At 75.3% G+C, this 22148-nt stretch carries 3 protein-coding genes; all 3 read right to left on the minus strand.

The genetic code is table 11. The annotated features are described in order from the left end of the window. Window positions 1–8 precede the first annotated feature (8 nt). Window positions 9–18608, minus strand: a complete 18600-nt coding sequence (locus tag ABZ079_RS12810) for a non-ribosomal peptide synthase/polyketide synthase (protein WP_356939449.1) — start codon at window positions 18606–18608, stop codon at window positions 9–11. 250 nt (window positions 18609–18858) lie between these two features. Next, window positions 18859–20214 carry a serine hydrolase domain-containing protein gene (locus ABZ079_RS12815; protein WP_356939450.1) on the minus strand — a complete coding sequence of 452 codons (1356 nt, stop codon included), beginning with the start codon at window positions 20212–20214 and terminating at the stop codon, window positions 18859–18861. A gap of 101 nt (window positions 20215–20315) precedes the next feature. Next, window positions 20316–21524, minus strand: coding sequence for a cytochrome P450 (locus ABZ079_RS12820; RefSeq protein WP_356939451.1), 1209 nt, complete (start codon window positions 21522–21524; stop codon window positions 20316–20318). Window positions 21525–22148: the final 624 nt, after the last annotated feature.

Consider the following 22148-nt stretch of genomic DNA (forward strand, 5'->3'; position numbering starts at 1 on the left):
TCGGGTCCTCACCGTTCGTCGTGGTCGTGGCCGCCGTACGCGGCGTCTTCGAGTTCGCTCAGGACCTGTTCCTCCACCAGTTCCGCCAGGGCGGCGACGGTGCGGGAGACCAGGACGTCGCGGGGTGTGAGCGTGACGCCGAACGCGTCGTTGGCGCGGGAGGCGATGAGCAGGGCGCGCATGGAGTCGCCCCCCAGCAGGAGGTAGTCGTCCTCGGCGCCCACGGCCGTCTGGAGGGTCTCCTCCCAGATGGCCGCCAGTGCCTCCTCGGTGGGCGTGCGCGGTGCCACGTACGCGGCCGGTGCCTGCTCGACGGCCGGTTCCGGCGCGGGCAGGGCGGCCCGGTCGGTCTTGCCGTTCTCGGTGAGCGGGAAGCGGTCGAGCGCCACGAACGCCGAGGGGACCATGTAGCCGGGCAGGGAGCGGGCGGCCAGCGCGCGCAGCTCGGCGCCGGCGGGCGGCTCGGCGCCGGGGGCCGTGAGCAGGTGGGCGACCAGGCGCGGCAGGCCCGGTTCGTCCTCGCGGACGGTCACCACGGCGTCGAGCACGGCCGGGTGGCGCACGAGGGTGGCCTCGATCTCGCCCGCCTCGATGCGGTGGCCGCGCAGCTTGAGCTGGTGGTCGGTGCGGCCCAGGTAGTGCAGCTCGCCGCGGGCGTCGCGGCGCACCAGGTCGCCGGTGCGGTACATGCGGGTGCCGGGCGGCCCGAACGGGTCGGCGGTGAACCGGGCCGCTGTCAGGCCGGGGCGGCCCAGGTAGCCGCGGGCCAGGGCGGGTCCGCTCAGCCACAGTTCCCCGGGAACGCCGTCGGGGACCGGCCGCAGCCGGGCATCGAGGACGTAGGCGCGGGTGGCGGGCAGCGGGCGGCCGATGGGCGGCGCGGTACCGTCCGGTTCCAGGGGTGCGGACCAGGTGGCGACGACGGTCGCCTCGGTGGGGCCGTAGGAGTTGACCATGCGGTGGTGCGGGGCCCAGCGGGCGACGAGTTCGGCTCCGCACGCGTCGGCGCCGACGATGAGCGTCCTCAGGTCGGGCAGTGTGCCGGGGGTGTCGGCGGGCAGGGTGGCGAGCGCGGCCGGCGGCAGCAGGGTGTGGGTGATGCGCTCGGCCCGCAGTACGCCGGCCAGTTCGGCGCCGAGCAGCGGGCCGGGCGCGGGCACCACCAGGCGGGCGCCGTGCGGCAGGGACGCGCACAGCTCCAGCACGGACGCGTCGAAGCTGGGCGTGGCGAAGGCCAGCACGCGGTCGCCCGGGGCCACGTGGTAGTGGGCGGCCTCGGCGACGGAGAACGCGGCGAGCCCGCGGTGGGTGACGACGACGCCCTTGGGGCGGCCGGTGGAGCCGGAGGTGTAGATGACGTAGGCGGGGTCGTCCGGGTCGAGGGGGCGGGTCCGGTCGGTGTCGGTGGGCCGGTGTCCGGGCACGTCGTCCGGCGGTGCGGTGAGCAGGTCCGCGATCTCCTTGGCGTCGAGGGTGAGGGTGGGGGCGGCATCGCGCAGCATCAGCGCGATCCGCTCCTCCGGGTAGCCGGGGTCGACCGGCAGGAACGCGGCGCCCGCCTTCGCCACCGCGAGCTGCGCCAGCACCATGTCCGCAGAGCGCGGCAGGAGGAGCGCGACGAGGGTGCCGGGTCCCGCGCCCCGGGCGATGAGCCGGTGCGCCAGGCGGTTGGCCTGCGCCTCGGCCTCGGCGAAGGACAGCAGGCGGTCCGGGGAGGCGAGCGCCGGTCGCGTGGGCCACCGGTCCACGGCCGCCTCGACGAGGGCGGGCAGGGTTGCCGGGGGTACCGAGCCGAGGTCCGGGCGGGCCGGTCCGCGCACCAGCCGGGCCCGGTCCGCGGGCGGCAGGACGTCGAGGTCGTCCAGGCGTGCCGTGCCGTCCGAGGCGGCCAGCGCGCGCAGCGTGTGCAGCAGGTGCCGGGCCAGGGAGCCGGCGGTGACCGCGTCGAAGTTCCGCGGGTCGTAGCCGAGTTCGACGGCGAGCCGGTCCCCGGGCGAGACGACCACGGTGAGGGGGTAGTTGGTGGCCTCCCGGGCGTCCAGCGCGCGGACCGTGAGGCCGTGCGCGCCGGCCGTGGCGTCACCGACCGGGTAGTTCTCGAACACGACCAGGCTGTCGAACAGGGCGGTGCCCGCGGGCAGCCCGCTCAGGCCCTGCAGGTCGTTCAGGGGCAGGTGGTCGAAGCGGCGGTCCTCGGCCCGTGCGTCCTGCAGGTCCCGCAGCCAGGTGCCGCAGTGGGCGCCGCCGTCGACGGTGACGCGGGCGGGCAGGGTGGTGATGAACAGCCCGGTGATCGTGTCGGCGCCGGGCAGATCGGCGGGGCGCCCCGAGACGGTGGTGCCGAAGCACACCTCGCGCTCCCCGCTCCAGCGCGCCAGCAGCAGTGCCCAGGCGCCCTGCACCAGGGTGTTCAGGGTGAGCCGGTGACGGCGGGCGAAGTCCTGGAGCTGCCGTGTCCCGTCGGTGTCGAGCCGCTGGGACAGCCAGGTGCCGGAGCGGGCCGTGCTGCCCGGGGCGGGCCTGCGGTCGTAGGGCAGCGGGGTGGGGGCGGTCAGGTCGGCCAGGACACCGCGCCAGTGCTGCTCCGCCCGGCCGGTGTCCCGGGCGGCGAGCCAGGCCGCGTAGTCCGCGAACGGCCTGCGCTCGGGAAGCCGCGGCCGTTCCCCGCGGGCCAGCGCGGCGTGCGCGGCCATGACGTCGGACAGGACGTGGAAGACGCTCCACCCGTCGAGCAGGACATGGTGGAAGGTCCACACCACGCGTACGGTGTCGGGCCCAAGCCGGACCAGGGCGAGCCGCATCAGCGGGGCGCGGTCCAGGTCGATGCCCCGGGCCCGCTCCTCGGCGAGCAGCCGCTCCAGTTCCGCCGCGCGCCGGTCGGCCGGCAGGCCCCTCCAGTCGTGCTCGGTGACCGGCAGGGCCACGTTCCGGTGCACGACCTGCAGCGGCACGGGTACGTCGCGCAGGGCGATGGAGGTGCGCAGGACGGGGGTGCGGTCGACGACGTGCTGCCAGGCCGCGGCCTGCGCGCGGGTGTCGCCGGCGCCGTCCACCTCGAAGGTGATCTGCTCGATGTAGAGGCCGTGGGCGGCGTCGTCCAGGCCGTGCACGACCATGCCGGTCTGGGTGGGCGTGAGCGGGTACACGTCCAGGACGTCCGCTCCGGTACCGGCGAGCCGGTCGACGGCCGTCTGGTCCAGGGGGGCCAGCGGGAAGTCGGACGGGGTCCGGCCGCCGGCGCCGGGCGCGGCGCAGTGCCTCACGATCGCGCGCAGCTCGTCGGTCAGTTCGCCCGCGAGCCGGGCGACGGTCTCGTGCCGGTGCACCTCGCGGGAGTAGGACCAGGTGAACCGCAGCTCTCCGTCGGTCACGTGCCCGAGGACGTCGAGCAGGTGCGGCCGGTCCGCCGAGCGGTCCATGCCGCCGGTCAGACCGCCGTGGGGCGCGTGCAGCAGGCCGCCGGGCGAGGTGGTCCCGTCCTGCCGGCCCAGGTAGTTGAAGCAGATCTGCGGCAGGGCCGGCAGGTCCCGGCGGGCCGTGGGGTGCAGGAAGCGCAGGGCGCCGTAGCCCAGTCCGCCGCGTGGTACGGCGCGCAGGTTCTCCTTGACGGCCTTCAGGACGGTGCCGGTGTCCGCGTCCCGTGGCACGTCCAGGGCGACCGGGTACAGGGTGGTGAACCAGCCGACGGTGCGGGCGAGGTCGACGTCGTCGAACAGTTCCTCGCGGCCGTGGCCTTCCAGGGTGACCGCCACCCGGTCCCGGCCGGTCCAGCGGGCCAGGACCCGGCCGAGCGCGCACAGCAGCACGTCGTTGACGCGGGTGCGGTACGCGTCCGGGACGTCCTGGAGCAGCCGGCGGGTGTCCTCGGCGTCGAGGCCGGCCGTCACGCTCTCCTCGACGGCGGCGGTGTTGGCCCCGCCGGTGTGGTCGGCCGGCAACCGGACGTCGGCGTCGAGGCCCCGCCAGTGGGCGCGTTCGTCGTCGAAGCCGCCGGCCGCGGTGTGGGCGGCCAGCCGCTGGGCCCAGGCCCGGAACGAGGTGCTCTTGGGTCCGAGGTCCGGCCGGTTCCCGTCCCGCAGGGCCCGGTAGGCGGTGTCCAGGTCCTCCAGGACCAGCCGCCAGGAGACCGCGTCCACGACCAGGTGGTGGGCGGCGAGCACCAGTACCGGCCGGCCGTCGTCGCCGGGGCGGCACAGCGCGGCCCGCAGCAGCGGTCCGGTGGCCAGGTCGAAGCCGGCGGCGAGGGTGCCGGCCACCTCGCGGGGCCCGGCGGTGGGGTGCACCTCCAGGTGCGGGGCGCCGCCGGGTGCGGTGCCGTACTGCCGCCACTGCCCGTCCCCGGCCTGTTCGAAGCGCAGGCGCAGCGCGTCGTGGTGTTCCAGTACGGCGGCCAGGGCGGCCCGCAGCAGTGCCTCGTCGGTGTCCGCCGCCAGTTCGTAGGAGACCGCCTGGCTGAAGTGGGCCGGGTCGCCGGTGAGGGTGTGGAGCAGCCAGTGCTGCACGGGGGTGAGCGGGACGTCACCGGCCACCGGCCCCTGCTCGGCGACGGCGGTGGCCGCCCGGCCGGGCAGCTCCTCGGCGGCGGCGGCGAGTTCGGCGAGGCTCTGGTGGGTGAACAGGTGCCGGGGGGTCAGGGCGAGACCGGCCCGGCGGGCGGCGGAGACGATCTGGATGCCCAGGACGGAGTCGCCGCCGAGGGTGAAGTAGTTGTCGTCGGTACCGACTTCGGGCACGCCGAGCACCTCGGACCAGATCGCCGCGAGGGTCCGCTCCGCCGCGGTGCGGGGCGGACGGCTGCCGCCGGACGCGGGGGCCGCCCAGGCGGGCTCGGGCAGCGCCCGCCGGTCCAGCTTGCCGGTGGCGCCGAGCGGCAGCCGCGCCAGCGGCACGACCAGGGCGGGGACCAGGTGGTCGGGGAGGCGGCGGGCGAGGAAGGCACGCAGCTCGGCCGGGTCCGGCAGGGCGGCTGCGCGGGGTACCGCGTATCCGACCAGCCGACGGTGGCCCTCGTGCTCCACCACCCGGGCCGCTGCCGCCGCCACGGCCGGGTGGCGGGCCAACGCGGCCTCGACCTCGCCGAGTTCGATGCGGAAGCCGCGGACCTTGACCTGGTCGTCACCGCGGCCGAGGTAGACCAGGTCGCCGTCGGCCGTCCAGCGCACCAGGTCACCGGTGCGGTACATACGGCCGCCGGGCGGGCCGAAGGGATCGGGCAGGAACCGGGACGCGGTCAGGCCGGGCCGGCGCAGGTAGCCGCGCGCCACGCCGGTGCCGGCGAGGAACAGCTCGCCGGGTGCGCCGACGGGCACCGGGCGCATCCGGTCGTCCAGCACGTAGGCGCGGGCGCCGCCGGCCGGCCGGCCGATCGGCGGGTCACGGTCGGGGTCGGCGGGGTCGCAGGTGAAGGCGGTGGCGTAGACGGTGGCCTCGGTGGGGCCGTAGATGTTGCGCACCTGGCAGCCGGGGATCGCCGCGCGCACCTGGCGGACGGTCCGTGCGGGCAGCCCCTCCCCCGCCAGGACCACCGTGGCCGCGGTGACGTGCAGGGCGTCCTCCGCCAGGAGCCGATCCAGGGCGGAGGGAACCGCGCTGAGTAGTCCGGCGCGCCAGGGCCCGGGGCGCTCGGCCAGGGCCAGCAGGTCGTCGACCACCTCCACGCAGCCGCCGGACAGCAGCGGCGAGAAGATCTCGAAGACGGACACGTCGAAGTTGAGGGAGGTGGAGGCCACCACGTGCTCCAGTCCCCGGCCGGTGAACTCGGCCGCCGCCCAGTCGGTCAGGGCGAGCACCGACGCGTGGCCGACGACGACGCCCTTGGGGCGGCCGGTGGAGCCGGAGGTGTGGATGACGTAGGCGGGATGCTCCGGCAGCAGGGTGCCGTGCCGCTCGTCGTCGCCGATCGGGGCGCCCGAGGCGCTGGAGCGGCCCGGGTCGTCCAGCAGGATCCGGGTGAAGTGGCCCTCGGGCAGCCGGCCGGCGGTGTCCGCGGTGGTGATCACGGCGTCGGGCCGTACGTCCTCGAAGAGGAAGGCGACGCGCTCGGCCGGGTACCGGGGGTCCACCGGAAGGTAGGCGGCGCCGCTCTTGAGGACCGCCAGCAGCGCCACGACCAGGTCGGCGGTGCGGGGCAGGGCGAGCGCGACGTAGCGCTCCGGTCCCGCGCCGGCGGCCAGGAGGAGGCGGGCCAGCCGGTTGGAGCGCTCGTCGAGTTCACCGTAGGTGAGACGCTCCTCGCCGCACAGGACCGCCAGGGCGTCCGGGGTGCGCGCGACCTGCCGGCGGAACGCCTCGGGCAGGGTGTCGTGCGGTGCCCGGACGCTCGCTCCGCCGAACCGGTCCAGGAGGGCACGCCCCTGGCGGGGGTCCTGGAGCGGGAGGTCGGCCAGGGCGCGGTCCGGGTCGGTGGCCATCTCCGTCAGCAGCGTGCGCAGGCTCTGTCCGAGCCCTTCCACCGTCGCCGCGTCGAAGACGGCCGGGTCGTAGTCGAGGTTGACGGCCAGGGCGTCTCCGGGCGCGACGACCACGCTCAGGGGGTAGTTGGTGGGCTCCAGGTCCCGTTCCGTCTCCATGGCCAGCCCGTGCCGGGCCAGCGCTCCCTCGTCGAAGGGGTAGTTCTCGAAGACCACGATGGAGTCGAACAGGGTGGTGCCGCCGGGCACCTCGCTCCAGGCCTGCAACTGGGCCAGTGAGACGAAGTCGTGACGCCGGGCCTCCGACTGGGTCGCCTGCAGCTCGCGCAGCCAGTCCAGCAGCGGGCGCCGTCCGTCGACGCGGGCCCGGGTGGGCAGGGTGTTGATGAACAGGCCGACCATGGCGGTCACACCCGGAAGTTCGGCGGGCCGGCCGGAGACGGTCGTGCCGAACACCACGTCGTCACCGCCGCCGTAGCGGGACAGCAGCAGCGCCCACGCGCCCTGCAGGAGGGTGTTGACGGTCAGGCCCGCCCGCTGGGCGGTCTCCCGCAGCCGTCCCGACACGGCGGCGTCGAGGGTCATCCGTACCGATCCGGACGAGGAACCGTGGTGGGCCTCGGCCGGCCGCCGGTCCCTCGGCAGTTCGGTCGGGGCGGGGAACCCGGCGAGGGTCTCGCGCCAGTACCGTTCGGCCCGGGCGGTGTCCTGCCCGGCCAGCCAGCGCAGGTAGTCGCCGAAGGGCCGGCGCTCGGGCACCTGCGGGCGGCGTCCCGCGGTCAGCGCCGCGTACCGCTCGCACACCTCGTCGAAGACCTGGGCCACGCTCCAGCCGTCGAGCAGGACGTGGTGGAAGATCCACACCAGGCGTACGCGGTCCGGTGCGAGCCGGATCAGGGTCAGCCGCATCAGGGGCGCCGCCCCCAGGTCGATGCCCGCCTGCCGGTCCTCGGCGATCAGCCGGTCCAGCTCGCGGGCGCACCGGTCGGCGGGCCATCCGGTCCAGTCGTGGTGGGTGACGGGCACGGTGGCCCGGTGCCGTACGACCTGGACCGGCTCGGGGGTCTCCTGCCACACCAGGTGGGTGCGCAGGACCGGGTTGGCGTCCACGGTGTGCTGCCACGCCTCGGCGAGGGTGTGCGGGTCGGTGACGCCGGACAGCACCAGCTGCACCTGGTTGACGTAGGTGCGGCCGTCGGGGTCGAGCAGGCTGTGGAAGAGCATGCCCGCCTGCATCGGCGTCAGCGGCTGGATGTCGGCGACGTCGCGGCCGTGCCCGGCGATGCGGTCCACCGCGGCCTGGTCCAGGCGGGCCAGCGGGAAGTCCGACGGTGTACGGCCGCCCGCGTCCGGGCGGGCGCAGTGGGCGACGATGTCCTCGAGCGCCCTCAGCATGCCCTCGGCGAGTGCGGTGACGGTCTCCTCGCGGTGCCGTCCCCGGCTGTGGTACCAGGTGATCTCCAGCCGGTCGTCCTCGACCCGGGCCACCACGTCCAGCAGGTGCGCCCGTTCGGTGCCGGGCGCCTCGGCACCGCCGAGACCGCCGGGCACCGCGCCGACCAGGGTGCCGCCGTCGGCGGACCAGTCGAACCGGCCCAGGTAGTTGAAGCTGATGCCGGGCGTCGGTGCCGCCGCGAGCCGTTCGTCGTGGGCGAGGTGACGCAGGGCGCCGTAGCCGAGGCCCCGGTCCGGTACGGCCCGCAGCTGCTCCTTCACCGACTTCAGTGCGGTCCCCCAGTCCCCCGCCGGGACCTCCAGGGCGACCGGGAAGAGCGAGGTGAACCAGCCGACCGTGCGGGACAGGTCGACGTCCTGGAACAGCTGGTCCTCGCGGCCGTGCCCCTCCAGGCCGACGGCGACGGTGGCGCGTCCGGTCCAGTCGGCGAGCACCCGGCCCAGCGCGGTGAGCAGCACGTCGTCGATGCGGGTGCGGTAGACGCCGGGGACCGTGCGCAGGAGCTGGTCGGTGCGCTCCCGGTCCAGCCGGACGGTGACCTCGCGGACGTCGGCCGTGGTGTGGCCGCCGTCGCCGTCCGCCGGCAGCGGCGCGGCGCAGTGCCGGGCGGTGGCCTCCCAGTACGCGCGCTGCGCCGCGAACCCGCCGGCGTCGGTGTGGGCCTGCAGTCGGCGGGCCCATTCCCGGGCGGAGGTGGTGCGGGCGGGCAGGCGTACCGGCTCTCCCGCCGCGGCCTGCCGGTATGCGGTCTCCAGATCCTCCAGCAGGACGCGCCAGGAGACTCCGTCGACCACGAGGTGGTGGACGGCGAGGAGCAGCCGGTCGGGCCGGGGGCCGTCGGTGGTGAACAGACGGGCGGTGAGCAGCGGGCCCGTGTCGAGGCGGAATCCGGCGTGGGCCGACGCCGTGAGGCGGCCCTCGGTCTCCTCGGCGGCCGAAGCGTCGAGAGGGCAGATCTCCAGCAGCTCGGGTACGGGCGCCTCGGCGGCGGCGACGTACTGGTGCCAGGTGCCGTCGTCCTCCGGGAGGAACCGGGCGCGCAGGGCGTCATGGTGGGTCCACAGGGCGGCGAGGGCGCGGCGCAGGGCGTCCGGGTCGACGGGGCCGGGTGCCTCGACGACGACGGACTGGTTGAAGAATCCGGCGTGCGGTGGCCGGGGGTCGAGGAACCAGTGCTGGATCGGGGTGAGCGCGGCCTCCCCGCTGACCGGTTCGGTGCCGGCGACGGACGCGGCGGTGCCGCCGGCGGCGGCCAGCTCGGCCACCGTGGGACGGCGGAAGAGATCGCGGGGGGTGAGGGTGAGGCCTGCCGCGCGGGCGCGGGAGACGACCTGGATGCTGAGGATGGAGTCGCCGCCCAGCATGAAGAAGTTGTCGTCGACGCCGACGCGTTCCACGCCGAGCAGGTCGGCCCAGATCCCGGCGAGGAGGCGTTCGGCCTCGGTGCGCGGGGCGCGGTGGGCACGGTCGCCGCCCGCCGACCAGTCGGGGGCGGGCAGCCGCCGCCGGTCGACCTTGCCGTTGGCCGTCAGCGGCAGCTCCGGCACCGTGACGAACGCGGCGGGCAGCATGTAGTCGGGCAGGTCGGCCGCCAGGTGGGCGCGCAGCTCGGTACCGGCCGGCACGGCGGCGCCGTCGGCCGGCACGAGATGGGCCGCCAGGCGTTTGCGCCCGGTGTCCTCGTACAGGGACACGACCGCCTCGGCGACGGCGGGGTGGGCGGTCAGCCGGGCCTCGATCTCGGCGGGTTCGATGCGGAAGCCGCGGATCTTGATCTGGTCGTCGGCGCGGCCCACGAAGTGCAGCTCGCCGTCGGCGCTCCAGCGCACGATGTCCCCGGTGCGGTACATCCGGCCGCCGGGCGGGCCGAACGGATCGGCGACGTAACGGGCGGCAGTCGCCCCCGGCCGCCCCGCGTACCCCCGGGCCACACCGGCACCGGCGATGTACAACTCCCCGGGAACGCCGGGCGGTTGAGGCTGGAGGTCAGCGTCCAGGGCATACACGCGGATGTTGTCCAGTGGCCGTCCGATGGGCAGCACGGCGGGCAGCGGGTCGCCGCGGCGGAAGACGCGCCGGGTGGCGAAGGTGGTGGTCTCGGTGGGGCCGTAACCGTCGACGACGGTGAGGCCGGGGCAGGCGTCCAGGACACGCCGCACGACCGCGCCCGGCACGGCCTCGCCGCCCGTCCAGACCTCGCGGGCTCCGCGCAGGCAGGTGGGGTCCTCCTGGGCGAGGAGGCGGAACAGGCCCGCGGTCAGCCACAGGCAGCTCACCCCCTGCCCGGTGACGGCACGGCGGACCGCGGCGGCGTCCAGGTCGGCCGGCGGGGCCAGGACCGCCGTGCCGCCGCGCAGCAGCGGCACCCACACCTCGTAGGTGGCGGCGTCGAAGGCGTGCGGGGAGTGCACGAGGACCCGGTCGTGGCCGGTGAAGGCACGGTCGAGGGCGAGCGCGGCGACGTCCCGCTGGCGTACGGCGACCCCCTTGGGGGTGCCGGTGGAGCCGGAAGTGAACATCAGGTACTGGACGTTGTCGGGGTGGACCGTCCAGGCGGCCCGGGAGCCGGCGTCCGCCGGGAGCACGCCGTCGAGCCGCAGGACGCCGTCGCCGGGGAGCACGTCACGAGCGGTCTCCTCCCACGCGGTGTCGGTGAGCAGCAGGCCGGCTCCGGCCTCGGCCAGCATCCGGCGCAGCCGCTCGCGCGGTGCCCTCCCGTCGAGCGGCACGTACACGCCGCCGGTGCGCACCAGCGCCAGCTGGGCGACGATCAGCGGCACGGAACGGTCCATCAGTACGCCCACCGGACGTTCCGCCCGGACCCCGAGAGCGGCGAGGCGGTCCGCCAGCCCGGCTGCCATCAGGTCGAGTTCGCGGTAGGTGACGCGCCGGTCGCCGTCCTCCAGGGCCACGGCGCCGGGAGTACGCCGGACCTGTGCGGCGAAGAGGCCGGCGACCGTGGCCGTAGGGAGGTCGGTGGCCGTGTCGTTCCAGGCGTGCAGCACCTGCTCGCGGCGCTCGGGCGTCAGCAACGGCAGCCGGGCGGGCGGCCGTTCGGCCCCGGTGACCATGCCGTCCAGCAGGACGGTGAGGTACTCGGCCAGCCGCCGCACGGTGGCGGCGTCGAACAGCTCCGGGTCGTAGCCCAGGCGCAGGGCCAGTTCGGCACCCGGGTAGGCGACCAGGCTCAGCGGGTAGTTGGTGGTCTCGATGCCGTCGAGGCCGCTCAGGCGCAGCCCGTGCGCGGCGGCGAGGCCGTCGTCCACCGGATAGTTCTCGAAGACGACGATGCTGTCGAACAGACCGGCCCGTTCCGGGAGTCCGGTGAACGAACGCATCCGGGTGAGCGGCACGTGGTCGAAGCGGCGGTCCTCGCTCTGGTCCTGCTGGAGAAGGCGCAGCCAGTCGCGCAGGGTGCCGTCGGACGGGACCGTGACCCGGGTCGGCAGGGTGGCGATGAACAGACCGGTCATCGACTCGGCGCCGGGCAGCTCGGGCGGCCGCCCGGACACGGTGGTGCCGAAGACGACCTCGTCCCGGCCCGCCTGCCGGCCCAGCAGCAGCGCCCAGGCGCCCTGGACGAGGGTGTTCAGGGTGACCCCGCAGGTCCGGGCGAGTTCCTCCAGCGCGCGGGCCGTGGCCGCGGGCACCGTGACCCGGACCGCCTGGGTGGACTCGGCGCGGTGGGTCTCGCGCGGCTCGCGGTCGTAGGGCAGCGGCGTGGCCTCGGTCAGCCCCGACAGCCGCCGGCGCCAGTGCTCTTCGGCCTCGGCCCGGTCGCGGGTGCGCAGCCAGGCCACGTAGTCCCGGTAGGGGCGGCGGTCCGGCAGGGTGTCCGGGCCTGCCCCGCCGTGGGTGGCGAAGACGTCCGAGAGCACCTGGAACAGGCTCCAGCCGTCGAGGACCAGGTGGTGGAAGGACCAGACCACCCGCACGGCGGTGTCGGAGACCCGGGCGAGCACCAGCCGCTGCAGCGGGGCCCGCGCCAGGTCGATGCCGGCCGCGCGGTCCCGGTCCAGCAGCTGCTCCAGCCGGCCGGCGCGCTCGTCGTCCGCCAGGCCGCGCCAGTCCAGGTGTGCAACGGGCACGGCGGCGTGGCGCTGGACCGCGAACAGCGGCTCGGGTACGTCCTGCCAGACGACCCGGCCGCGCAGTACCGCCGTGCGGTCCGTCACCCGCTGCCAGGCTGCGGCGAGGGCCTCCGGGTCGGGTGTGCCGTCCAGGACGAAGGTCAGCTGCTGGAAGTAGACGCCGCGGTCGTCCTGGGAGAGGCCGTGGAAGAGCATGCCGGCCTGGGTCGGTGTCAGCGGCAGGACGTCCTCCACCGCCGCGGGGTCCTCCCCGGCGATCCGGTCCACGGCGGCCTGGTCGAGTCGGGCCAGCGGGAAGTCGGACGGGGTGCGCCCGGCGGCACCCGGCCGGGCGGCGTGCCGGGCGAGGTCCGCCAGCGCGTCGGCGAATCGTCCCGCGAGCGCGGCGACCGTGTCGTGCCGGTACCGCAGGCCGGAGTAGAACCAGCTGAACTCCAGCGCGTCACCGTCCAGTCGGCCCACGACCTCCAGCGGGTGCGGGCGCTCGGCCCGCGGGTCGGCGTCCAGCTCCAGCGGCCGGACGGTGCCGCGGTACAGGCCGTCCGGCCCGTCGGACGCCCCCATCCGTCCCAGGTAGTTGAAGCTGACCTGCGCGGCCGGGGTACGCGGCGCCGTGCCCGGTGCGCCCAGGTAGCGCAGGGCGTCGTGGCCGAGCCCGTGCCGGGGTACGGCCCGCAGCTGCTCCTTGACCTGCTTCAGGACGGCGTCCCAGCCGGCCTTCTCGGGGACGGCGAGGGCGACGGGGCACCGGGTGGTGAACCAGCCGACGGTGCGGCTGAGGTCGAGGTCTGCGAAGAGTTCCTCGCGGCCGTGTCCCTCGAGGTCGACCACCACCCGGTCCCGTCCGCTCCAGCCGCACAGCACCCGTCCGAGGGCGCTGAGCAGCACGTCGTTGACCTGGGTGCGGTAGGTGTCGGGCAGGGTGCGCAGCAGGACGGCGGTGTCCTCGGGGCTCAGCCGCACGGTCACCGCGCGGGTCGAGGCGTAGGTGTCGGCGCCGGTCAGATCGGCCGGGAGGGCCGGCTCCGTCTCCGGCAGCGCCCTGTTCCAGTACGCCGTCTCGTCGGTGAAACCACCGTCGGCGGCGTGGGCGGTCAGCCGGCGCGCCCAGTGCCGCAGCGCCGAGGACTTGGCGGGCAGCGCCGCCGCACCGTCGTCACCGGCGCGCCGGGCCCGGTAGGCGCGGTCGAGGTCCTCCAGCAGCAGCCGCCAGGAGACCCCGTCGACGACCAGGTGGTGCACGGCGAGGTGCAGGACGCGGGGCCGGCCGGGGCCGCGGTCGTGCAGCACGGCCCGCAGCAGCGGCCCCCGGGCCAGGTCGAACGGGCCGAAGTGGGGCGTGTCGGTGTCCGGGCCGGTGTGGTGGGCCAGGGTGATCCGGGCCGCCCGGTCGTCGATGTGCCAGCGGACCCCACCGGAACCGCCGTCGGCGACGACGAAGCGGGAGCGCAGGGCGTCGTGGTGGGCGACCAGGTCGTTGACCGCGTCCTCCAGCGCCACCGCGTCGAGGTCGTCGGGCAGCTGGACCGACAGCGCCTGCGCGTAGTGGGCGGCTCGCTCGGCGGCGGTCTCGAACAGCCAGCGCTGGATGGGCGTCAGGGGGGCCGTGCCGGTGGCGTCCTCGGGGGCGGGGCTGGCCGCCGACGGGGTGCCGGCGGCGGTCGCGCACCGGGCGAGGGCGGCGACCGTCTGGTGCCGGTAGACGTCCCGGGAGGTCAGCAGCAGGCCCTCCTGCCGGGCCCGTGCCACCACCTGGATGCTCAGGATCGAGTCGCCGCCGAGTTCGAAGAAGTTGTCGTCGACGCCGACCCGTTCCACGTGCAGCACCTCCGCCAGGATGGCGGCGAGGGTGCGTTCGGCGGGCGTGCGGGGCGGGACATGGCGGACGGCGCGCACGGCCGGGCCCGGGTCGGGGAGCCGGCCGCGGTCGAGTTTGCCGTTGGGGTTGAGCGGCAGGGCGTCCAGCGGCACGACGACCGCGGGGACCATGTAGTCGGGCAGCGTACGGCCGAGCGCCCGGCGTACCGCCTCCGGCTCCACCCGCCCCCCGGGAGCGGGGACCACGTAGCCGACCAGGCGCCGGTGCCCGTCGCTCTCCGCGGCGGTGGCCGCCGCCTCCGCCACCCCCGGGCAGCCGCGCAGTGCCTCCTCCACCTCACCCAGTTCGATGCGGAAGCCGCGCACCTTGACCTGCTGGTCGATCCGGCCGACGTACTCCAGGTCGCCGTCCGCGCTCCAGCGCACCAGATCCCCGGTGCGGTACATGCGCTCCCCCGGAGCGCCGAACGGGTCGGCGACGAACCGGGCGGCGGTCAGGCCGGGCCGGCGCAGGTAGCCGCGCGCCAGGCCTGCGCCGCCGAGGTACAACTCGCCCGTGACCCCTGGGGGTTGGGGGCGCAGGGCGCGGTCGAGGACATAGGCCCTGGTGAGGGCGACCGGGCTGCCGATGGGCGGGGCCTGGTCCGGCACCCGGTCACCGGCGAACCAGGCGGTGGCGTACACGGTGGCCTCGGTGGGGCCGTAGATGTTGGCGATCTCGCACGCGGGCATGGCGGCGCGCAGGTCGCGCACCGTCTGCACGGGCAGGGCCTCACCGGCCAGGACGACCGTGTCCGCCGTCACGGGGGCCGATCCGCCCGCGACCATCCGGGAGATCACGGACGGCACCCCGCTGACGAGCCCGGCCCGCCGGGGGCTGCCCGACGCGTCGGCGAGGGCCGGCAGGTCCGCGACCACTTCCACGCCGCCGCCGGCGAGCAGGGGGCACAGCAGCTCGAAGACGGAGACGTCGAAGTTGAGGGAGGTGGCGGCGATCACATGCGCCAGCCGGCCGGGGCCGAACCGTTGTGCCGCCCAGGCGGCCAGGGCGGCGACGCTGCGGTGGGTGACCACGACGCCCTTGGGGCGGCCGGTCGATCCCGAGGTGTAGATGACGTACGCGGGGTGGTCCGGGGCGAGCGGCCGGATCCGGTCTTCGTCGGTCAGCTCGCTGTCGGCTGTTGCGGGGTCCGCGCAGTCCTCCAGGATCAGCGGGTCGCGGTCCGCCGGCAGGACGGCCGCGGTCTCCCGGGTGGCGAGCACGAGAGCGGGACGGGCGTCGTCGAGCATGAAGCGGACGCGTTCGGCCGGATAGGCGGGGTCGACGGGGAGGTAGCCCGCGCCCGCCTTCAGCACCGCCCACAGCACGGGCACGAGGTCGGCGGAGCGCGGCAGGCACAGGGCGACCAGGGTCTCCGGGCCCGCGCCGCGGGCGACGAGCAGCCTGGCCAGGCGGTTGGCCCGCCGGTCGACCTCGGCGTAGTCCAGCCGGAGGGACCCGCAGACCACGGCGGTCCGGTCGGGGGTGCGGGCCACCTGCGCCCGGAACAGCTCGGGCAGCGTGGCGGCCCCGGTGTCGCGGGTGCGCCGTGCGGGGGGGTTCCAGCTGTCGACCAGCGTGCGCTGTTCGTCGTCCGTGAGCATGGGCAGCGCGGCCAGCGTCCGGTTGGGGCCGTCGGCCATGCCCTCCAGCAGGCGGTGCAGGTGCAGGGAGACGCGGGCCACGGTCGACGCCTCGAACAGGTCCGTGTTGTACTCGACCGTCAGCGCGCAGCCGCCGTCCGCGTCGGGCGCGAACTCCAGGACCAGGTCGAAGCGGGCGGCCGGGCGGGGCAGCGGATGGCCGTCGAAGCGCAGGCCGCCTGCCCGCTGCGGTACGCCGTCGGTGGTCTGCTGGACGACGAGCGCCTGCACCAGCGGCGTACGGCTGGGGTCACGGAGCGGCGCCAGCTCCTCCACCACCCGGTCGAACGGCACCCCGTCGTGGGCGAAGGCGTCCAGCACCGTCGCGCGCATGCTCTCGACGAACCGGTCCACGGTCGCCTTCTCGTCCACGTCGCCGCGCAGGACCACGGTGTTGGCGAAGAAGCCGGCCACGTCCTCCAGGTCACGGCGGCCCCGTCCGTTGGTGACGGTGCCGAAGGCCACGTCCCGCTGCCCGGAGTACCGGGAGAACAGCAGCGCCGAGGCGGCCGCGAACAGGGTGAACACCGTCGTGCCCCGCCCCTGGGCCAGGTGCCGCAGCCGGGCCACCAGGCCCGCGGGGAGGTGGTGCCGGTGTGCCGCGCCGGCGGTGGTGCGGACGGCGGGCCGGGGCCGGTCCGTGGGCAGTTCCAGGTGCTGAATGCCCGCCAGATGCCGCTTCCAGTAGGCGAGGTCCTCCGCGTCCGTGCCGGTGGCCCGCTGCCCCTGTTCCCACACGGCGAAGTCGGCGTATTGCACGGTGGGGGCGGGCAGGCCGTCCGGTTCGCCGGTGGCCTCCGCATGGTAGAGGGCGGCGAGTTCGCGGGTGAGGACGCCCACCGACCAGCCGTCGGTCACGATGTGGTGCTGCGCCAGGAGCAGCAGGTGGTCGTCGTCGGCGAGACGGACGAGCAGCGCGCGGGTGAGCGGGCCGGCCGCCAGGTCGAAGGGGGTGCTCAGTTCATCGGTGAGCAGCCGTTCGGCGGCCTCGGCGCGGCGTGCCGCGGGTACGTCGCCGAGGTCGGCCGTCCGCAGCGGCAGGCAGGGCTCGGGCGCGACGCGTTGGACGCCCTGTCCGTCGACCGTGGTGAACGTGGTGCGCAGCGAGTCGTGGCGGGCGGCGAGGCGGTGCAGGGACCTGCGCAGGGCGCCGCTGTCCAGCGCGCCGCGCAGGCGCAGCGACACGCCGGTGTTGTATTCGGTGCCGCCGGAGGTGAGATCGTCGAGGAACCACAGCCGCCGCTGCGCGCTGGACAGCGGCAGGGTGCCCGCGTGCGGGGCGGGCGGGATCGGCTCCGGCGGCGCGGCGGCGGACGGGTCGCCGAGCAGGGGGGCCAGGGCGGCGACCGTGCGCGCGGTGAAGACGTCCCGCACCGTCAGCCGGACGCCCAGGCCGTCCCGGATCCGGGCCAGGGTGCGGGCGGCGAGGATCGAGTCACCGCCCAGTTCGAAGAAGTCGTCGGCCGCGCCGACGGCGTCGACGCCCAGGACGTCCGCCCAGATCGCGGCCAGGGCCCGCTCCTCCGGCGTGCGCGGCGGCACCCGATCGGCCGCCGGAGCCCGGTCGGGGGCGGGCAGAGCGCGTCGGTCGATCTTGTGCTGCGCGGTGAGCGGCAGCCGGTCCAGCACCACGACGGCGGACGGCACCATGTGGGCGGGCAGGACGCCGGCCACCGCTCCGCGCAGGGCCGCCGGGTCGGGATCCCGCCCGGGCTCGGCGGGCGTGACATAGCCGACGAGGCGCTGTCTGCCCGGCTCGTCCTCCCGTACGACGACCACGGCCTCGCCGACACCGCCGGCCCGGAGCAGGGCCGCCTCGATCTCGCCCGGCTCGACGCGGAAGCCGCGTATCTTCACCTGCCGGTCGAGCCGGCCGAGGAACTCCAGCTCTCCGTCGGCGTTCCAGCGGACCCGGTCCCCGGTGCGGTAGAGGCGGCCGCCGGGCGCTCCGAAGGGATCGGCGACGAAGCGGGCGGCGGTCAGGCCCGGACGGCTCAGGTAGCCGCGGGCGACCGCGTCGCCGCCCACGAACAACTCGCCGTCCGCGCCGGGCGGTACGGGACGCATCACGGCGTCGAGAACGTACACACGGGTGTGCGGCAGGGCGCCGCCGATCGTCGGCGTGCCGTGGCCGGCGGTGAGCGGGCCGGTCCAGGTGGCCACGATGGTGGCCTCGGTGGGGCCGTAGGAGTTGATCATGCGGCGGCCGGGTGCCCAGCGGTCGACGAGCCCGGCCGGGCAGGCCTCGGCGCCCACGATCAGCGTGCGCAGACGGCCGGCGGTGCCTTCCTTCGGGTCCGGAAGGGTGGCCAGGGCGGCCGGCGGGATGAGGGCGTGCGTGATCCGGTGGCCGTCCAGGACGGCGGCGAGTTCCTCGCCCAGCCAGGGGCCGTCCGGCGGCACCACGAGCGTCGCGCCGGACAGGACGGATATGCACAGCTCCAGTACGGAGGCGTCGAAGCTGGGCGAGGAGAACTGCAGCACGCGGTCGCCGGGGCCCACGGCGTACCGGTCGGCGGCGGCCGCCGTGAAGCCGCCGATGCCGCGGTGGGTCACCGTCACGCCCTTGGGGGTTCCGGTGGAACCGGAGGTGTAGATCACGTAGGCCGCGTGGTCGGTGTCGGCACCTGGGCTGCCGTCCGGGGTGTCCGGGGTGTTTCCGGTGCCACCGGTGTTCTCGGTGCCGCCGGTGTCCCCGATGCGGGTCTCCATCAGGTGGCGGGCCTCGTGCAGGTCGTCGAGGATCACCGCCGGCCCGGCGTCGTCGAGCATCAGCCCCCGCCGCTCGGTGGGGTAGGCGGGGTCCACCGGCAGGAAGGCGGCGCCCGCCCGGGCCACGGCGAGCTCCGCCGCGATCAGTTCCATCGAGCGCGGCAGGACCAGTGCGACCACCCGGTCCGGTCCCGCCCCCCGGCGCACGAGATGGCCGGCCAACCGGTCGGCGCGGACGGCCAGTTCCCGGTAGGTCCAGGTCCGCCGGCCGTCGGTGAGCGCCGGCGCGTCCGGAGTGCGGGACACCCACGCGGTGAACAGCTCGCCGAGCGTCGGCTGCGGCCGCGCCGGGGCCCCGGCGCTCTCCGGCGACTCGGCGGCGTGGCCGGAGAGCGCCGGGGAGGACGCTGGTGCGGGCTTGTCGTGCAGGTCCGTCATGGGTGAAGTCCTTCTGGAGTGCGGGACGATGCGGCGCGGGGGTGCGAAGGCGGACGCGTCCAGCCCTCGCATCCGCGGGACGGTGCGGTGGGTCGGGGCGGGCACGCCGGGGCGTACGTGCCGGTGCCGCGGTGGCCGAGCGACGCGCGTCGACGGGCGGCGGGGCAGCGGGTGGCGCCTTCGCCGCGACGGGGCCTCGGGCGGGCACCGTTGTCCGGTGGGCCTGCGAACGGCGACGGTGCCGGGCGGCTCAGCCGTCGTCGGTACGGCGTGCCGTGCGTCCGGAGATCTGCACGCGGTCGACCCTGCCGGTGCGGGGGTCGCGGCGGAAGCGCCCGCCGGGCTCGAGACGGCCGGTGGCAGGATCGAGCAGATCGCACGACAGGTCGGCGTAACACACCAGGGGAAGGGGCAGGTCGCCGTCGACGGAGAGGGTCGGCGAGCCGTCCGGCCCCGGCGCGATGCGGTAGACGGCGTCCCCGTTGCGGTAGGTGCCCATGCAGTCGGGCAGGGTGACGCGACGGCCCCGGTCCCCCGGGCGGAGGGCGGCGGGCACCGGCACGCCGGTGATCCGGGCCAGGTCGTCGGCGAGGTCGCGCCAGAGCGCGGTGGCCCCGCCGGCGTTGCCGGTGAAGGCGACCACCACACCGCTCTCGGGATCGGCCCGCAGATGGCAGGAGGTGCCCTGCGCGTTGCCGTCGTGGCCGCACCACACGCGGTCGTCCTGCCGGTACAGCGCCAGCCCCGGCCCCCAGCCGTCGGCCAGCGCGCCCGGCCGGGCTGCGCTCTCGGCGCGGCGCATCTCTTTGGCGACGGCGGGCGGCAGGACGTCCGAGCGGCCGGCCAGGACACCGCCGAACACGCCGAGGTCCTGGGCGCTCGCCAGCAGCGCGCCGGCGGGCGCCTCCAGCGGTGCCAGGTTCTGCCGGGCCGGACGGGCCCGGCCCGTGGCGGTGTTGACCGCGTGACCGGCGGCTATGGGGCGGTGGGCGCCGCTGTCGCCGAGGAACGCGGGCACCGTGCCGAGGGGTTCGAGGAGCAGCGCGCGGACCGCCTCGTGCCACGGCATGCCGGTGACCGCCTCCACCAGCCGTCCGGCGGCGACATAGCCGGCGTTGGAGTAGGAGAAGTCGGTCCCCGGCGCGAACAGCAGGTCGCGGGCGGTGCAGACGGCCGTGAGATAGCGGGCTCCGGTGGTCGCCGCCGCGGTGTCGGAGTCGGGGCCGGTCGGCAACCCCGCGGTGTGGCTGAGGAGGTGACGAATGGTCACACCGGGCAGCTCCCGCAGCTCCGGGAGGTGACCGGCGGCGGACTCGTCCAGGTCGAGGTCGCCGTCGTCGGCCAGCAGCAGCACGAGGGCCGCCGTGTAGGGCTTGGTGAGCGAGCCCAGCGGCACGGCCGTGTCGTCCGTGAACGGCGCGCCGGTGGTGACGTCGGCCGTTCCGGTGTGCAGTGTGAGGAGGTCCGTGCCGGTGTCCAGGAGCAGCTGGGCGCCCGGCACGCGGTGCTGGTGGGCGAGCGTGTCGAGGCGGTCCTGCAGCTCCTGGCGTATTAACGGGGAGGACGCTTCGGAGCGGGCTGGAGCGGTGGGGACGGTGTACGGCATAGGAAGAGGACTCCCGATGAGTGGGTCTCCTGTACGGGTGGAACGGTCCGGCCCGTGAGCGAGCGGTGCGGGGGCCGGCCGGTGCGTGTGCGCCTGCGCGCCTACGCTCTGCCGACCTCGATCGGCAGGTGACGCACGCCGATGATGACGGCCGGGTTCTGGAAGGCGACCTCCGCGTAGGAGGGGACCGCCAGCATGCGGAATCGTTCATGCAACATACGGAGGGCGATTCGGGCCTCCAGTCGGGCCAGGGGCGCGCCGAAACAGAAGTGAATGCCGTGACCAAAGGTCAGATGGGGATTGCGCCGTCGGGTCACATCGAACTCGTCGGGCCGGTCGAAGCGGGCCGGGTCCCGGTTGGCGGCACCGAGGTGCGCCATCAGCAGGGCGTCGGCCGGCAGTTCATGACCGCCGAGGACCACGGGCCGGGTGACCCGGCGTCCCAGCTCGGGGAAGGGGGGAAGCCAGCGCAGCACCTCCTCGATGGCCTGGGGCAGCAGGCCCGGATCGGCGCGCAGCGCGGCGTCCGCGCCGGGGTTCCGGTCGAAGGTGACGACGGCGTTGCCCAGCAGAGCGGTCGTGGTGATGTGGCCCGCGACCAGCAGCAGCGCCACGAACCCGACCATCTCCTGGTCCGCGAGGCGGACGCCGTCCACCTCGGCGGCGATGAGTCTGCTGGTGAGATCGTCGCCGGGGTGGGCACGGCGGTGCCGGATGTGGTCCAGCATGTAGCCGTTCATCTCGCGCACCGTCGGGGCGATGGCCTGCAGCGCCCGCTCCAGGTCGGCCATGTCGGGTGCCTCGCCGAGCTGGTCGCCGCCGAACAGGACGCTCGCCCATTCCTGGAAGAGCCGGTGTTCCTCGGCCGGGATACCGAGCAGTTCGGCGATCACGATGATGGGGAGCGGATAGGCCAGCGCGTCGACCAGGTCGAACCGTTCGCGGTCGGCGACGGCGTCCAGCAGTCGCGCGCTCACGGCCTCGATACGGGGACCGAGCTCCTGCACCACCCGCGGGGTGAAGGCCTGGCTCACCAGGGTGCGGAGCTTGCGGTGTTCCGGCGGGTCCATGCCGACGAAGTTGCCCTGCCGGAAGGTCTCGAAGTCGGGCTGCGTGGGCGTCAGGGCGGAGAGGTCGGACGAGTAGGTCGCCGGGTCGGCGAGCACGGTGGCGACCGTCGCGTGATCCAGCACCTGCCACACGCCCTGGTCCGCGTCGTACCGCACCGGGCCGGCCCCGCGCAGGCTCCGCCAACGCTCGGGTAACGCCTCCAGGAGGAGGACTTCCCCTGTCAGTTGGTCACTGGTCACGTCTTCTCCTTGGTTACGGCGCGGGGCATGGAGGAATGGCGGGCAGACGTGGTGCTCCGGGCTGGACACGACGAACGAACCGGGCGGCCCGGACACGGCTTCGCCACCGGGCGCGGAACATGCGGGCGACGCCGTGCGGATCGCGTGGCTTCTTCGTGCCGGGGCCCGCCGGTCAGGTGCCGTCAGCTTGCCGGGACGGGTCGACGCACCTCAGCGCGTCCGGTGACGGGCGCTGCCGCTGACGGCCGGCCACGGGCCCGTCGCGCGCCCGGCCTTCCGGCGGACCAACCCGGCATAACGCATCCCCCTTGGTGACACCTCCCGCGCGGTGACCGCGCGAGACCCTCCCGGCTCATGAACGGACAACGGGGTCCGAGGACCCGGCCGCTCGAAACGAGGTGAGAGATTACATAGTGCCGAGTCGCGCCGACCCAGGAATGGCACGATCCGCACCTCGGAACACCTTCGTTTCGATGGAACTCGGCCACAGTCTTCACGGTGGGTCACCCGATCGCAACCCCGTGAAGTCGAACGGAGAGTACTTCGGCCGTGCTTTTCGCGTCACCACCCGGCCATATCGCCGGGGCGCCCGCGCAGGCGACGCTCCGACCGGGTCGTCGCCCC

The sequence above is a fragment of the Streptomyces sp. NPDC006314 genome, from assembly GCF_040613075.1.
Taxonomy (GTDB): domain Bacteria; phylum Actinomycetota; class Actinomycetes; order Streptomycetales; family Streptomycetaceae; genus Streptomyces.